Origin of the sequence: Paraburkholderia dioscoreae (assembly GCF_902459535.1) — a bacterium.
Classification (GTDB): Bacteria; Pseudomonadota; Gammaproteobacteria; order Burkholderiales; family Burkholderiaceae; genus Paraburkholderia; species Paraburkholderia dioscoreae.
In genome coordinates this window covers 2,521,270-2,536,518 of sequence record NZ_LR699554.1, presented here as the reverse complement: position 1 = coordinate 2,536,518, position 15,249 = coordinate 2,521,270, and the positions used below count along the sequence as shown (strand labels likewise).

12 protein-coding genes and 1 pseudogene are annotated in these 15,249 nt (G+C 56.8%); 10 read left to right on the top strand and 3 right to left on the bottom strand.

Annotation, left to right across the window (positions count from 1 at the left end; genetic code table 11):
- Window positions 1-144: 144 nt before the first annotated feature.
- The gene (locus tag PDMSB3_RS31555) at window positions 145-1,050 is read right to left on the bottom strand and encodes a LysR substrate-binding domain-containing protein (RefSeq protein ID WP_165188924.1); all 906 of its coding nucleotides are present in this window, start codon (window positions 1,048-1,050) and stop codon (window positions 145-147) included.
- A 430-nt stretch (window positions 1,051-1,480) separates the two neighbouring features.
- On the opposite strand from PDMSB3_RS31555, the gene PDMSB3_RS31550 reads away from it, so the two are divergent.
- The 7 genes and pseudogenes from PDMSB3_RS31550 to PDMSB3_RS38015 all read left to right on the top strand — a co-directional run.
- Entirely contained in the window at window positions 1,481-2,530 is a 1,050-nt protein-coding gene (locus PDMSB3_RS31550) for an IS110 family RNA-guided transposase (protein WP_165188922.1), read from the top strand.
- Between the two features lie 146 nt (window positions 2,531-2,676).
- The gene (locus PDMSB3_RS31545) at window positions 2,677-3,312 is read left to right on the top strand and encodes a hypothetical protein (protein ID WP_165188920.1); all 636 of its coding nucleotides are present in this window, start codon (window positions 2,677-2,679) and stop codon (window positions 3,310-3,312) included.
- Window positions 3,309-5,294, top strand: a complete 1,986-nt coding sequence (locus tag PDMSB3_RS31540; protein ID WP_165188918.1) for an integrase core domain-containing protein — start codon at window positions 3,309-3,311, stop codon at window positions 5,292-5,294. Before PDMSB3_RS31545 ends, PDMSB3_RS31540 begins: the two co-directional genes overlap by 4 nt.
- 25 nt (window positions 5,295-5,319) lie before the next feature.
- Window positions 5,320-6,297 carry an ATP-binding protein gene (locus tag PDMSB3_RS31535; RefSeq protein WP_165188916.1) on the top strand — a complete coding sequence of 326 codons (978 nt, stop codon included), beginning with the start codon at window positions 5,320-5,322 and terminating at the stop codon, window positions 6,295-6,297.
- Window positions 6,266-6,955 carry a hypothetical protein gene (locus PDMSB3_RS31530; RefSeq protein ID WP_232064370.1) on the top strand — a complete coding sequence of 230 codons (690 nt, stop codon included), beginning with the start codon at window positions 6,266-6,268 and terminating at the stop codon, window positions 6,953-6,955. Before PDMSB3_RS31535 ends, PDMSB3_RS31530 begins: the two co-directional genes overlap by 32 nt.
- A 120-nt stretch (window positions 6,956-7,075) precedes the next feature.
- A complete protein-coding gene (locus tag PDMSB3_RS38485; protein ID WP_407670616.1) occupies window positions 7,076-7,462 on the top strand; it encodes a helix-turn-helix transcriptional regulator in 387 nt (128 codons plus the stop codon).
- 142 nt (window positions 7,463-7,604) lie between these two features.
- Window positions 7,605-7,796: pseudogene (locus tag PDMSB3_RS38015) on the top strand (IS5/IS1182 family transposase); the annotation flags it as partial.
- Between the two features lie 263 nt (window positions 7,797-8,059).
- Here the strand turns inward: PDMSB3_RS38015 and PDMSB3_RS31520 are convergent.
- The gene (locus tag PDMSB3_RS31520) at window positions 8,060-8,941 is read right to left on the bottom strand and encodes an NAD(P)-dependent oxidoreductase (RefSeq protein WP_165188912.1); all 882 of its coding nucleotides are present in this window, start codon (window positions 8,939-8,941) and stop codon (window positions 8,060-8,062) included.
- A gap of 296 nt (window positions 8,942-9,237) precedes the next feature.
- Complete coding sequence (locus tag PDMSB3_RS31515) at window positions 9,238-9,483, bottom strand: hypothetical protein (RefSeq protein ID WP_165188910.1); 246 nt, start codon at window positions 9,481-9,483, stop codon at window positions 9,238-9,240.
- A gap of 516 nt (window positions 9,484-9,999) precedes the next feature.
- Here PDMSB3_RS31515 and PDMSB3_RS31510 point away from each other — a divergent pair.
- The 3 genes from PDMSB3_RS31510 to PDMSB3_RS31500 all read left to right on the top strand — a co-directional run bounded on the left by PDMSB3_RS31510 (window position 10,000) and on the right by PDMSB3_RS31500 (window position 15,221).
- Window positions 10,000-10,938, top strand: coding sequence for an NAD(P)-dependent oxidoreductase (locus tag PDMSB3_RS31510; RefSeq protein ID WP_268738024.1), 939 nt, complete (start codon window positions 10,000-10,002; stop codon window positions 10,936-10,938).
- Between the two features lie 750 nt (window positions 10,939-11,688).
- The gene (locus PDMSB3_RS31505) at window positions 11,689-13,056 is read left to right on the top strand and encodes a DUF1329 domain-containing protein (protein WP_165188906.1); all 1,368 of its coding nucleotides are present in this window, start codon (window positions 11,689-11,691) and stop codon (window positions 13,054-13,056) included.
- 365 nt (window positions 13,057-13,421) lie between these two features.
- Window positions 13,422-15,221, top strand: a complete 1,800-nt coding sequence (locus PDMSB3_RS31500; RefSeq protein ID WP_165188904.1) for a DUF1302 domain-containing protein — start codon at window positions 13,422-13,424, stop codon at window positions 15,219-15,221.
- Window positions 15,222-15,249: the final 28 nt, after the last annotated feature.

Here is a 15,249-nt window from a genome sequence, read left to right as displayed (position 1 = left end):
CTCAAGAGTGCACCGGCCGGGAGCCTTGCTGAAAGCGCCACTGCGCACGTCGATCACCTTTCTGGTAGTGCGGGCGCGGCCCAGCGGTATGTGCACGCTCACGGAGCCTCACAACCGTGAGAGCATGATCGCGTTGCGGTTGGTTCAGTGCCTTGGCAGGTTTTTTTTCGAGCGGGACGACCGTATCAGCTTGAGAAAGGCGAGCAGGATCGGCGATGTATCTTCACGCCGATACAGACAGCTCAACTCGATCTCCCGCAACTGCGACGACTTGAGCGGCCGATAGACGACCCCGGGTAGTCGGAGATTGACCGCCGACTCTGTCGTCACGCTGACGCCAAAGCGGCTCGCAACCAGTGCGATGCATGTCACCACATCCTCCACTTCCTGTTCTACCCGAAGGCGGACTCCCTCCACGCGAAATGCCGAGGTGACTTCCTGCGCGAGCCCGTGCACCGGCGCATTGGGGTAAAGAATCATGCGCTCGTTGTCGAGGTCGCGCAGCGTCACGGTCTTCTTGTCGCAAAGCGGGTGTCCCTCATAAAGTGCAACGAGAAATGGTTCACGCTGTACCCAGTCGACGCCAATATCACTTTCATCTGGCACCAGGCGGTTAAACCCAATAGTGATGCGACGCTCGCGAAGGGCCGCGATCTGCTCGGATTTCGACATGTTGTGCAAGCCGATTTTTACCTCGGGACGTTCAGTATGAAAGTCGGCAAGCAGGCGCGGGATTACGTTCAGAATGCCGGAGCTAAAGATGCCGACGTCGAGCTGCCCCGTATAGCCTTGACCGGCGAGCTGGGCCCGTTCTTCGGCTCGACGTGACAGCGCGAGTATGTTCGGCACTTCGTCGAGCAGTGCGCGGCCTGCTTCCGTGAGATCAGCGCCTTTGGCCGTGCGAATGAACAGCTGTGTGCCGAGTTCCTCCTCCAGCGCGCGGATATTTCGGGTGAGCGGTGGTTGCGCCATGTGCAGCCGCTCGGCCGCCCGCCCAAAGTTCAGCTCCTCCGCAAGGGCAAGAAAATAACGCATCTGCTTCAGTTCCATCTTTGCTGTTTCCTGGTTTGGTCCGCGCTGAGGTATCGCGGCATTTTGCCTTGCGTCATACCGATACGGTATCAGGAATTCAAAAAACGGTATTGGATGGTATGCGTGCCTTGCGTGCAAGATCGCTCTATCACGTGAGAGCCGCGCGTCGTCCGCGATCCCACTGCGGCTGGCGTAGAGCGAAGTAAATTTGTCACCGGCCCCTGTCTGTTGGGACACTCAGTTTAAGATCGCTTCTGAACGTCGGACCGATCTGACCCGTGTTGGGATTGGCCGAGCTGCCCTGGCGTTGACCTGTCGATCGGGTTCCGGCGTTCCCCGAGCGTTGCCGGGCTCACCGTCTGTGACCTGATAGGAGCTTTGTACTGCACCATGAGTGTCCTGTCCTGCGAGTGGGGTTGGCGATGCGCCCACTACAACGGACACACGCATGGAACAAAACGAAGTGATTCTGGGCGTTGACACGCATCTGGATACGCATGTCGGGGCTGTGATCAGCGACACAGGCAGGCTTCTTGGAACGCTATCGGTAACGACCGACACGGCAGGATATCTCGACCTGTTGACATGGGCGAACTCGTTCGGCCAGTTACGCCGCGCCGGCGTTGAAGGTACCGGCACCTACGGAGCGGGTTTGGCCCGTGTGCTGCGCGATCATGAGATCGAGGTGCTTGAAGTGAATCGTCCCGATCGCGCTATGCGCCGATCCAGAGGGAAGTCAGATCCCACTGATGCCGAAAACGCTGCGCGTGCGGTCCTTGCCGGCAGAGCTACGGCTATTCCAAAGGAGCAGTCCGGTGCCGCCGAGGCGATGCGCGCCGTCTCCGTTGCCAGGCGCAGTGCAGTCAAGGCAAAGACGCAGGCTATCAACCAGTTACGGGCTTTGCTCGTCAGCGCGCCGCAGGAAATCCGTGATCGCCTTCTGAAAGCGAAGGCGGCAGCATGCGTTGAGGGTTGCGTCCGTCTTCGCTCGTTGGGTAAAACGCCAATGTTGCAAACGCTGACCACTACGCTGCGGTTGCTGGCGAAGCGTTGGCTGACGCTGGCAGAAGAGCTCAAAGCACTCGATACCATGCTTGACAGCCTCACCAGCCAGCATGCGAGGCGGGTTCGCGAAAGATTCGGCGTCGGCCCGCAGACCGCTGCGGTACTGGTTGCTGTCGCGGGTGACAATCCCGAACGTCTGAAAAGTGAAGCTGCGCTGGCGGCACTTTGCGGCACAAGTCCGTTGCAGGCGTCGTCCGGCAAGACGGTCCGGCACCGTTTGAACAGGGGCGGTGATCGGTCTGCAAATAACGCCCTATGGACCATTGCCATGGTTCGGATGCGCAGTGATCCGCGTACCCGTGCGTACGTGGATCGTCGGACCAAGGAAGGCATGTCGAACAAGGAAATCCATCGCTGCCTGAAGCGCTATATCGTCCGGGAACTGTACCCGCTCATCCTGGCTGATCTGGCCGATTCGACGCCGGTCCCTTGACATAGGAGCGTCAAGGCATGAGCCGCAGCGTTGACACATTTACTTCGTTGCGCAGCGAAGTAAAATTGTCACTTCGCATCAGTGCGCATTAAATTTGTCAACTCACGTTCGTTCTAGACCATGAAATCCTCACGCAGGTGGTACACATGGCTAGCGCTTTGCAAAGCTTCGAGCCACTCACGCTGCCGCGTCCTCGCGGCGCGCACCGTTATGACGTCTTCAGTCCGAAACTGAGACGACGTCTGACCCTATACAGGCGGAGCGCTTTTGAAGCATGGTTGATGCTCGAAGCGGATCCTGCTGCAAAGACATTCTGTGAACGGCCTGGTTTCATGGCGGTCGACGGGCAACGCTGCGTCGTCGATTTCTGGGCAAGGTCTGACGACCATGAATGCCTGGTAGTACTATCGGAGACAATGCCCGCGACGCGTCACCCACGAGGTCGTCTTGACTTCGACCCGGAAGCCTTCGCCGTGCGGCACATTGATGCGGCCGAGAGGGCAGCTGCGCGTGTCTGGACTGGTAACTGGCAGCGCATGCTGCCCGTACTTGTGGCCGCACGCGACCTCGTCAAACCTTCGATGCTCGATGCGATCGAGCGGTTTGTCGCATCGCCTCAATCGCTGATCATGATAGAGCGTGAATTCTCTACCGGCGATCCCTCACTCGTCCGGGCGGCCGTGTTCGAGCTGTTGCATCGCGGTCGCATCCAGTCACTCGAGTTACACACTGAAAGCCTGTCGTTTCTGACGCGCTTCGTTGCGATACAGGCGACGTCATGAGCCGCCGCAGACCCGAATTTCAGACGCTGGATCTCGCCTCGTGGCCGACCATCGCATGGACAGAACTCGACGCCACCGGGCGCAGTCGCGTCCAGAAGCATATCGACGCCATTGAGCGTTATGCCAAAGATGAAACTATTGGAAGTATTGAGGCCGTAACAGGAGTCAACCGCAAACAGCTCTACCGGCTTCTCGACAGGGCGCTGTCGCTGCATGCCGACGGGCGGTTGTACGGCTTTCGTGCGCTCGTTGCTTATGCCCGCGTGACGGAATGTACACGCATGCTGCCCGTTACTATGCACGGTGAACGAAGCGGTGCCGTCGGTGCGCTTTCGCTGCTGTTTGAGTGTTATCCCAGGCTCGCTGCGTGGCTCGTGGTGCAGATCAGACAGCGCCGCGTGACGCTCAAGCAAATACCTTCGAACGACGGCATCCGGATCCGGCTGCACGGTTTGCGGGCCTTGCACGAAAGATTTCTGCAGGAGTGCCGGCAACTGGGCTTGACGGCCGCCGATTATCCGTTCAACACCGCGGGGTGCGCGATACGGTCGCTGTCCTCGCGGGTGAAGGCGGAGCTTTTGCGCGGTTTTGGCATGGTAGCGAGTGCTGCCGGTGCCTCGCACCTGAAGGGACTACCCCGTACCGACGATGTACCCGCACTCGCGGCGACGCGGCCGTATCAGGTCGTCGAATTCGATGGTCACCGGCTCGATGTGCGGCTGAAGGTTGTCATTCGTGATCCGCTCGGATTCGAGCATGAGTTTGAAATCGAGCGGGTGTGGCTGCTAGTGATCATCGACGTATGCACGCGCGTGGTGCTCGGTCATCACCTGGCACTGACCCGCGAATACAGTCGTTACGATGTGATCAAGACGATCGAGAACGCGCTCGAACCTCGGCCAGTGCGCGCCTTCACCATCCCCGGACTTGCCTGCCAGCCGCAGGATGGTTTCGCGTCACAGCGCCTGCCCGAGCTTGCCTACGTCAGCTGGGAGTGCATACGACTCGACAATGCGAAGGCGAACCTCGCTGGTGAAACGCTGGCTGCACTCTGTGAGTTCGTTGGTTGCGTCGTCAGTGCAGGACCGAAACACAGTCCGGACGAGCGCCCGTATATCGAGCGCTTCTTTGGCACAATCGCCAGCAGGCTGTCCTCACGCCTCCCAGGCTACACGGGCTCCCATGCTCGTGACCTGCGCCGCGCGCTGGCCGACCCAAAACGTAACCTCCGCCTGTATGTGTCGCTTGATGAACTGGACGAGTTGATCACTTATTCGATTGCAAGCTATCACGGCACGCCTCACAGTGGGCTGAATGGCGCGACGCCGCTCGAAGCGATGGAATTCTTTGTTCGTGGAAGAATGCAATTGCTGGCCTGGTTGCCCGAGGTGCGCAGACGTACGTTATGCCTGATGCAATCCGCGCGGCACTGCCGGGTGCGCGGCTATCTTGCGCTCGGCGTCCGTCCTCACATTAACCTGTTCGGCGTGCGCTATACCAACATGGTCCTTGCCAGCAGCGCCGAGCTGATTGGCCAGTCACTTCGCGTCTACATCAACGCTGACGATCTGCGCTGCGTACGTGCTTTCCTCGCTGATGGCAGCGAGATCGGTGTCCTTGATGCACAAGGTGCGTGGCGCGTGATGCCGCACAACCTGACGTTGCGTAGGGAAATACTGAAGGCTAGAAGCAGCAGGGGCTCGGGCCACGTGCCAGCTGAAAATCCGATTGACGCCTACGTACGGACCAAGGTCGCGGCAGCAAGCAGGTCTCGCAGGGCGGCCTCAGATGCAGCGCGGACGCTGCGCCTTCTTGCAAGCGCACCAACGGCCAAAACACCGACAGGCCCGCTAGCACCAGACGCATTTCCCGAAACGTCGCGAGCGGAAGCAACGGAGGGGACCGTCGTGGTCGCCGATACAGCATCCGTCGAACCGGTTCGTCCGCGCACGCTTGGCATCGGGACCGGGCAGGTCTTCTAATAGGTGCTACTCACAGGAGGGAGGCATGTCACTCCAGCTCTCGCGTCCAGTCGATCCGTCGCTGCACCCGCTCGTCACCGGAAACTACCGGATTGCCACACCGGCTATCGAATCATTCTACGAACTCGTCGTGAGCTGTCTTCGCTACCGTGTGACGGGCGCACTCATTTACGGCGCTCCGAGGATCGGCAAGACGCGTTCGATAGAATACGTGCGCCTGCTGCTTGCTAGGGAATATCCCAAAGTGACGAGCTATCACGCGCGGTGCGAGCACAAGCCGCGGCACGCTGAAGGGCCATTCTTTTCAAACCTGCTGGAAGCTGTTGGCGATCATGATCCGAACGCGGGCACCAACCCCGCGAAACGCATGCGACTATCGTTGCGGATCCGGGAGGCGGCTGCTCGCGCTGGCAGCGGGACGGTTCTGCTCTTTTGTGATGAGGCGCAACGCTACAACGAAAACGAATATGAGTGGCTGAGGGATGTACACGATGCACTCGACCGCCAGCAGATCAAGCTGTTCACGTTCCTCGTTGGTCAGCAGGAGTTGCTCGCCCAGAAGAGCGCGCTGCAGATCGCCGGCAAGACGCAGATCGTCGCGCGCCTGATGGTCGAAGAACTTGCCTTCCATGGCATCCGCAATGCCGAAGATGTCGCCACGTGTCTGAACGGGTACGACCAGACTGCCTATCCCGAGGGCACGCAGTGGAGCTTCACGAGGTTTTACCTGCCCCAGGCGTTCGATGCAGGTTATCGACTTGTCAGCGACGCGGCCCTACTCTGGAATGCCTTCGAGGCCGCGCACCACAAGGCGACCCTGCCTGGCCGTCTCGAAATACCTATGGAATCGTTTGCGCGGGCCGTCGAGATCGTGCTCAAGGATAGCGAACTCAGGGATGCTCCGGGGTATTGTCCGGACGCCTCGTTATGGGCCCACGCTGTGCGGCACTCCGGCTATGTCCAGTCGCGCCATGCAACCGGCCGTGTGCTCGTCCACGCGTAAGGAGGCGCCCGCGCTCATTGCGCCGCGCTTTCCAATCCTCAGCCTCGAAGAGCGTCGTCTCACCCCGGCATTGGGCTTCATATTCGATGCGAGGTGGCTGTTGCCTGGTGAATCGATCGTATCGATCCTGTGGAAGTTCGCGCGTGCAAATGGACTGCCTGGGCACACACTGGTCCGGCTGATGGGTGTGGACATTGACCCATACGAAGGCGTTGAGCCGATACGTGATGCCGTCGATCTTAAACATCTGAGGCGTATGCTGCTGTTGCCCGGCAAGGTGTTGCGCGCTTCACTCCTTGACGCTGGCCAGCGGGGACGGCATCACCCGGTTTTCCGGTATTGCAGGCAATGCGTATTGCTCGGTCATCACAGCGTGACGTACCAGATGTTCAGCGAAAACCGTTGTCCCGCTCACCAACGAAAGCTCGAGACGCAATGCCATCGTTGCGGGCGGGAAACACCCTACATCCTCAACGCGAGTCTTGTGGGATCGCCGTATCGCTGTGCGCAATGCGGCGAGCTTTATGCGCGTCAATCTCCTCCAGCCTTTGCAGCGAAACCAGCGATGCGCAAGGAGCATCGTATTGCCATCGCGCGACATTTCCACAATTGCATGGCAGGCAGCTTTTGCCTTGGCAAGGATGAACGCAACCTGTAGCTCGCGGCCTCGTGGCAGGGGCGCTCGCCTCATAGATCAGAAGCTTTCCATTAATCTGCGTCACGAAACTGTCGTGCGAACTACGCAAAAACGGGTGTTGACGACTTTACTTCGTTTTTGGTGACAAATTTACTTCGCTCTACGACACGCGAACTAGCGCTCCGGACGGTGGAGGACGACATAGTGAGTCGCGTATCGCGTGTGTTGCAGACGTTCACTGACGAGATTTTGGACCTGGATTCGGTTGCCGCACAACTCGGAGTGCCACCTCGAACTCTACGGCGCAAGTTGGCGGAAAAGGGAAACTGTTTCCGTGCAGTACAGGATTCTGTTTTGGCTCAGCGGGCGTTAATGTATCTTCGAGAGTCAAACCTTCCTGTTCTCGAAATTGCGGCGAGGTTAAGGTTCACAGATGTCAGCAATTTTCGGAGAGCCTTCAGGCGATGGACGGGGACGATACCCGCGGAAAACCGCTCGCGTGGCGAAGTCCGGATGGCACAGTTATAAAAGCAGATCGACTTGTGCGCACCGGAGACCGAACGCAGGGCTTCGGCTGTTACCGTCTAAGCGGGGCGACCACGCGGTATCGACACGGGCGTAGGTTTTAATCTCTGGTCAGAGAAGCAAGCCGACAGTCACAACTCATTGGCGTGAGACTGAGCATGGAAGCAGACTTGGAAAGTATCGATGGGTAGACGTAGGTAAGGATGCCGGGTTTAATAATTTCCATCGTCTGCGAATATGCTATGAGCGACTCGCAAAGATCCACGAAGCCTTCTTGAAATTCGCTGTTTGTCTCATCTGCTTGAATACTTTCGAGCGCGCTGTTCGGGCATTTTGAAACCGTCTCTTAGACGCTGTTGGAGCCTGAACAGGGATGCTTAGAAAGGAACCGGTTGAACACCTATTCGGTCAACAACCGTACCGTGTGGCAGAGCAGCGATGTTTTAATTGCGATGCAATTCGGCGGCTGTAATAGACAGATCGATTGCCTGCGAGTTTCCGCAGGTTAGGACTATACCGTACGTCCGTATCGCCTTGGCGCCTTCGCTTTGAACGCCCAGCATACTGAGCGCGCAACCACGGTCGCGCACACCCATCCGATTACCTAGTTCGGCGGAAAATTTCAAATGTAGCTGGCAGTTCTGCGGCGTGGAAGCCCATGTCCCTTGTTTTCTCCAAATATTCTGAGAAGAGCTGAAGCAGGCTATAGTCGACTCCGGCCAATCTTGCCCGGTCGCGAAGAGTTTGAACACCGTATGAGTGAACAACAATCGAGGCTTCGTGTCCGGTGTAGTCTTTTCGAGAAAGAGAATCTGTCGCCCTCGCCATTGTCTTGTCCAGGACATGCCGGAAAGAGTCAACGGCATTTTTTAGTGTTTCGACTGATACGTCTGCCGCTTCCAACATGGCAGCGCTTTGCAAGAAGCCGAATGTCGTTGCGTAATACAGGGTCAACAGGCCGCCGTCGAGATGATTCGCAGCAGCCGGATTTTTTCCGACATACGTAAATTTGCCGCCCAATAATCGAAGGTGGTCTGCGTAGTGCTTATAACTTGCTTCCGGACCCGAAGCGAGCAGCAAACACCCGGCGGTGCCGACGGCCGCGGGGTAGTCCATGATCGCGCCGTCAAGATAGGAGAATTCGGCGTCCTTTGCCCACGCCGCAGAGCGAGCGGCCTCGTCCCCGGTCCCGGTGGTCAGTTGTATAAAAGTTTTGCCGCTCAATAGCGGCTGAACTTTCGGTTCGCGGAACAACGTGTCGCTGATATCGTAGCTACTCAGGCAAACTACGATTAGCTCGCTTGCTTTCACTGCATTTTCTATGCTGTCCGCCAGCTGGGCACCGAGGGCCACAAGCGGTGCGGCCTTTTCCTTGTTTCTGTTCCAAACGGTGACTGCATTTCCGCCTCGTAAGAGCGGTGCGACCAAGGCACTTCCCATCTGCCCCAAACCTACGACCGATACAGTAATTGGTTTCATCATGCTCTCGAGTTGTGTAAAGACAAGGGTCTGACAGCCTGTAGGAAGCAGTTTGCCGGCGGCGTGCTACAACATGGATTGTCAGAAATGACTGGAAACGACATTTGACTGCGTCCGGCAACTCAAACATTCAGCCTGTTCGGAATTGAAAAACGGATCCCGGTCGGAAATGGCTTTAACGCGGGTCAATTTGCGAAATGCTCGCTTGGCGCTACGATCGCTCTGATCTGTACGGAGATCCCCGGTCTCAGTTCATGGCTTGGGCGAAGACGCTGCAGTTTTTTCTTTCTTCCGCTGCTTCAATGTTTTAATGGTGTGATGTTTACCGCTTGCTCCGCCCATCTGCGCTCGATTATTGTTGCCGGCGGCGCTTGCACCGTGCGGCGCGTCTTTCCAGATCCTGTACCACTGCCGATACCGTTTGCAATACCACCGCCGCCCACGGCTCCGCTACCGCTAAACGCGCCAGCACCACCGCCCTGTGCAAATGCGGGAGAAATGGTTGTTAACGCGAAGGCGACTGCAACAGCGCAAACTGTCTTCATCGGTTGCTTCTCCATATAGTTAAAAGGCGCGCATCAGGCCGATATGTCGGTTCTAAGCAAGTGTGTTGTCTGTCAGTTCCAGATGACCACGTGTCCCTGTTGTTTCGGCAAGTCGATCATGAGCGATCGAAATATCTCCGCCTAGGTTCGCCCGAGCCAAGTTTTGTGTGAATGTGGGACATCCATTCGGACGCTCTCTCTCATTTGCTGGGACACAGCAGCGACCGCCAGATTGACAAGCAGCCGCGCTTGCGTTGGCATTTTGTAAGCACGGTGCATTCGAGCACCTCCAGGCATCGGAATTTGCCGGCTCAAACCAGACCTGGCCGTTTTGCACACGACGCCGGCTCTCGCGCACCTTTTTTCTACCCAGCTTTCGGCCCATGCTCTTGTAAGATGCGCGGGCCATGACTTCGCGAGTAGCATCTGGCCGCCGAGGTTCGGCTGCTACTCGTGCGGTATACGCCAACGGTGGTTTGACGGCGCTCCCGTGTCCGGGTCCGTCGAGTCAGAGATGTGACCCGTTCGCGGCAAGACGATTGGATTTTCCTCTGGAGATTTACTGTGACTCAAAACGCACGACAAAGCGAAGTTTCGGTATTCGGACTTGGCGCAATGGGTGGAACCCTTGCCAGGGCGATGTTGGCGGCTGGCCATACCGTCACCGTGTGGAATCGAACGAAAGGGCGGACGGATGAACTTGTGGCCGCGGGCGCTTTGGAAGCCCAGGCGCCTTCGAGCGCCGTCGCAGCCAGTCCGCTGGTTGTAATGTGCACTATCGATAAGGTCGCGTGCGAGACAGTACTACAAATGAGTGAGGTTTCAGGTTTGCTCACGAGTAAGACTGTGGTGAATCTGAGCACGGGGAGTTCAGACGACGCACGCCGCATTAGCGAATTCGTCGAGCAACAGGGAGGACGGTACATTGACGGTGGGATCATGGCGTACCCGCGCGACATTGGAAAACCCGGCACGACGATACTGTATTCGGGCAATGAACCAGGTTTCTCCGAACACAGAAAGGTGCTCCAATCGATGGCGGGCAATGCAGTATTCCTGGGAAATGACGCGGGAACTGCCTCAGTCGTCTACCTGGCGCTGTACGCCTATTATTTTGGCGCGGTGACTGCTTTTATGGAGGGGGCGGCACTGGCAGAGAAAGCGGCAGTCGGTCCAGAGGCTTTCAGAAAACTTTCTGGCATAGTTGAGACGATGCTCGCCGATGGCCTGGTTGATATAACCAGGCGCCTTAACGAAGGGAACTATTCGGGCGATCAAGCGACGATCAATGTGCATCACGCGGGCCAAACTGCTGTCCGAGAGGCTTATATCCAGGACGGCATCGGTTATGAAACAACGAAGGCCTATATGAGCTACCTGGAGAAGGCGCAACGCGAAGGCAACGGTGATAAAGATATCGCTGCGATGTACAGCGCGGTCAAGACGCGCAACTAAAAATGCAGTTGCCGCCAGCGCGTTTCAAGCGCGCTGGCCTCAAAGCCCGCCTTGCTGAGGGATGGCCTGGCCAGCCCTAAACGCGGCTTTTCCATTCACTCATTGTACCCAGTGTTCTTGAGATGCTTCTGCTCCCACTCTGTCGGGTGAGCTGCATAGGCGTTCGGCACGCTCATCAAGATTTCATTTGCTCAAGCATTACATACGGCTTCTTGCCGAACTGTCACTACTGCGCACGAACGTTGCGCGCTGCAGGACAGTCACTCGCTTCCTGCCTAGGGAAACACTGGTTTATTCGACTCACGGGTCATCGATAACATAGCCGAGGACGCTGTAGAAAGAAAGTTGACGGAGCGGACCCACGACGATGCAGCGGCAGATCGGTTTTGGGGAAGCAGAAAGTGCGGGCCGAATAGGGATAAAACTCACATTGAGGGCCGCAAAATCTGTTCGTCAATCTGAAAATTGCACGCTGCCTCGCCCGTTGTGTGGACGACAGGCTCATTGATCAGCGTTCCGCTAGCAATCGTGCCGTAGTCATTGTCCGCCTCGGACCGACAATTGTCCCTCGAAAACATGTTTCGCGCGAGACGCCTGCTCTAACCTTATTCCATCGCATATGGAAATCAAACGAAACGCGGTGGATAGCAGTATTCATTGCTGACAGGTACGTGGAAGCCGTTCTTCACGGATCTTTCGATTTGAGCGATTAGCCCGGCCGTTAGAACGGCGTAAACCGCAGAGGACGTGATGTCGATTTCTCGAACGAAACTACTTGCCGCCATTTCATTGGCGGCTATCTTGTTTGACTCGACGGCGGCGGCAGTCGCTGCCGATCTGACCTACGCCGGCGCAGAGGCTGGTGCCGGAAAAGACGGTGTTCCGGCTTTTGACGGCGCGAGTAGCATTACGCCGGGATGGACACCGGAGAAAAGCCGCGCCGACTCCTGGAAGTACAAGGGTGAGAAGCCGTCCTTCGTCATCGATGCATCGAATGTCGATAAATATGCGGACAAACTCACCCCCGGACAGATAGCCCTGCTGAAGACGAATAAGGGCTATTCGATGCCGGTCTATCCTTCCCATAGGGATTGCGTGTTGCCCGCGTTCGTCCAGGAAAATACCAAGGCCGCCGCAGGCAAGGCTACGATCGGAGCCGATGGGTGGTCGTTGAACAACGCACAGATGCCAAGTATTCCGTTCCCGGAACCAAAATCCGGCATTGAAGCAATGTGGAATTTTCTTACCCGCTATCACGGCGTCGGTATGGAATGGACTGACGGCTACACGATGGTCTCCGCGAGTCCCGGCCAGAGCAACCGAATTGACATTCGCTGGAAGCAAACTTATTACTTTCCGTGGGGCAAGAAGGGGCAAACCACGCCTATGTCGAGCAACGAGTTGCTCATGGGCGCCTTCTATGGTTACAACACGCCAGCCGCCCTTGCTGGGCAGGCCGTTGTGAATCGTGTTTATTTCAAGGAAGACAGCGAGTCGTATTATTACTTCACTGGCCAACGTCGAGTGCGGCGATTGCCGAGCTATTCTTACGATGCTCCGCTCATTGGCTTTGAGAACCAGTACACGGTCGACCAGAGTCTTAACTTCTTCGGGCTCCCCGACAGATTCGACTGGAAGCTCGCGGGCAAGAAGGAAATCTACGTGCCGTACAACGCGTTCGGTATGCTTGATACAAAGACATCTGCTACGGACGGCGCACAAGACCACTTCATCAACCCAAACAATCGCCGCTACGAGTTGCACCGGGTATGGGTAGTCGAGGGAACGGTGAAGTCGGGAACGCGCCACATTATGCCGAAGAAGGTCTTTTACCTTGATGAGGACTCTTGGATTGCGGTCGCAGGTGACGACTACGACACTCAAGGAAAAGTCTGGAAAGTCAAGGAATCGCCGGCAATCCCCATTGCCGAGCTGGGCGGTGCATGTACTGCAGACCAGTTTGTCATGTACGACGTCAACTCGAGCCGTTACGTCGGCGATGGTCTTGTGTTCGGAGGAACGAAGCCGCCGAAGTACTTCCTGGATAGTGGCGACAACCCGATTCTACGCGACGACTTTTATACGATGCAAAGTCTGCAGCAGCAAAGCAGCCGCTAACCGGTTGCACTGCGCGAGCCTGGTTTTACATCGCTCATCTTGAAGGGTGACGCCTTGTTTATCGGCCTGACTGCTTTCGCGGTCAGGCCGTTTCTATTGGTGGGTGTCGGTACGGCTTCAATAGATCTTCCCCGCGAGGCTACGCAACTTGTGAGCGTGGCCAGAGCTAGCCTCTTCTAACTTGGCCCCTGCAAACCACACGCTTGGCCGCTTTCAACATTGGCTGACAAATTTCCGCTTATTACTGTGCGGTTGTCGGATCCTCATGCGCCGTGGTCTCGAAATCTATCGTGGTGAAGGCGTCGCGCGAGTCGGTTCTTACTCACGTCCGCTCGTGAACAAAATTGAACGTTTAGGGGAGAAGCATGAAGCTTCGGAAGACTAAGTTAGCATCCGTTGGCGTATTGACTGCAGTAGCAGCATCGTGTGTACAGGCTTTCACGTTCACATACGGCGACATATCAGGAAATTTCGACTCAGCCTACACTGCGGGACTTGGATATCGACTACATAGCCCGAGCTGCGCGCTGACAGGGGATTCCGCTGTTTGCGGTGGCCCCGCCAATACGGCTCAATGGTCTAACGGAGATGACGGCGACCTCAATTATCACCGGAACAAACTGTTTACCGCTTATTTGAAGGGAACGAACGAGCTGTATTTGGATGACCCGGCGATTGGTGCCAAGTTCCTTGCGCGTGCGACGTACTTCTATGACTTTGCCGCCGCCAACACTGATCGTACAGAGCTGAGTTCGGCCGCGTACGCGCAAATGGTGCGAAATATTCGACTACTCGACCTATGGGCTGAAAAAGACTTTCGCATCGCCGATCAGTCTGCACACATCCGGGTGGGTAACCAGGTGATCAACTGGGGCGAGAGTCTCTTTCTCGCTGGTGGTATCAACGCAACCAATTCCTTCGACTATCAAAAGCTTCTCGTCCCCGGCACGCAATTGAAAGAGGCGGTTTTGCCCGCACCAATGGTCGAGTTTTCGTCGGCACTAGGGCGTGGCCTCACTATGTCCGCGTACTACCAGCTTGGATGGAACGGCAATATCTATCCAGCGGTTGGCTCCTATTTCAGTACCTCGGATTCGCTTAACAACGGCAACGTGCCGCTCAGTGTAAGCACAACGAATGGCAACGTAAGCGCGTCGGACGGCGCGACTATTGCGGGTAACGGCTCTCGTAGTGCGTATGGAGCAGCCAATGGTGGCCTTGTCAACGGCGTATATGCCGGCGCGCCATTCAACGCCATCGGCGTTCCCGTGGCGGGAAATGTTTATGGTAAGAATAGTGGGCAGTACGGGATTTCGATGCACTATAAGCCTAAATCGATAGAGGCCGATTTTGGACTTTATTACCTTCGCTACAACGATAAGAGCCCGGTGCTCAACATTACCTCTGCGGGGCAGTATCAATATCAATACCTCAATAGTCGTCAGCTCTTCGGCGTGAGCACAAACTTTCAGATCGGTGATTGGGCTATCGGCGGGGAACTGTCCTACCGTCCCCATGATGCCGTGTCGCTGTCTGGGTGCTACAACGCAGGCGGTGCCATCGACGCTTCCAACGCAGCGGCCGGATCCTGTCCGCTCTGGGAAGATAAAAAGAAAATCAATCTCGACTTGACGGCACTTCTGGGCATCACGCCAGCAAACTACCCGCTCATTCTCAAGGGGCTCGGTAACGCCAGCGCCGCCAACCTTTCCCTCGAACTGGGCTTGACGAAATATCCCGGCGTCAGCTCATCCGGAGAAATCGTTCGGACCGTCAACGGACAGCAGGTGGTGCAGGTGCCGGCAGCGGGCTACATCACCTGGCTGAACGACCCTTCCAGCGCGAGCGCTTCGCCGATTGGCGTCGGGACGTCGACATCGGCTGGAGCCGTTGTCGACTTCAACTGGACATACGACGGCACGTTGATTCATGGCTGGCAGGTGACGCCTGGAGCGACCTATTCGCGCACTCTTTTCGGCAACACGCCGACGTACAGCGCTAACTACCTGCATAACGCAAGTTCTCTCAATGTCTATGTGCTCTTCAACCAGAATCCGGCAACGTGGCAAGCCGGGATTAACTGGACTACATACATGGGCAAAGCTCCTTACCAGTACTACCGCGACCGTGACTTCGTCGGCGCGTTTGTAACTCGCAATTTCTAGCAGTCTGTCCTCCTGCTCGGGGGACGTC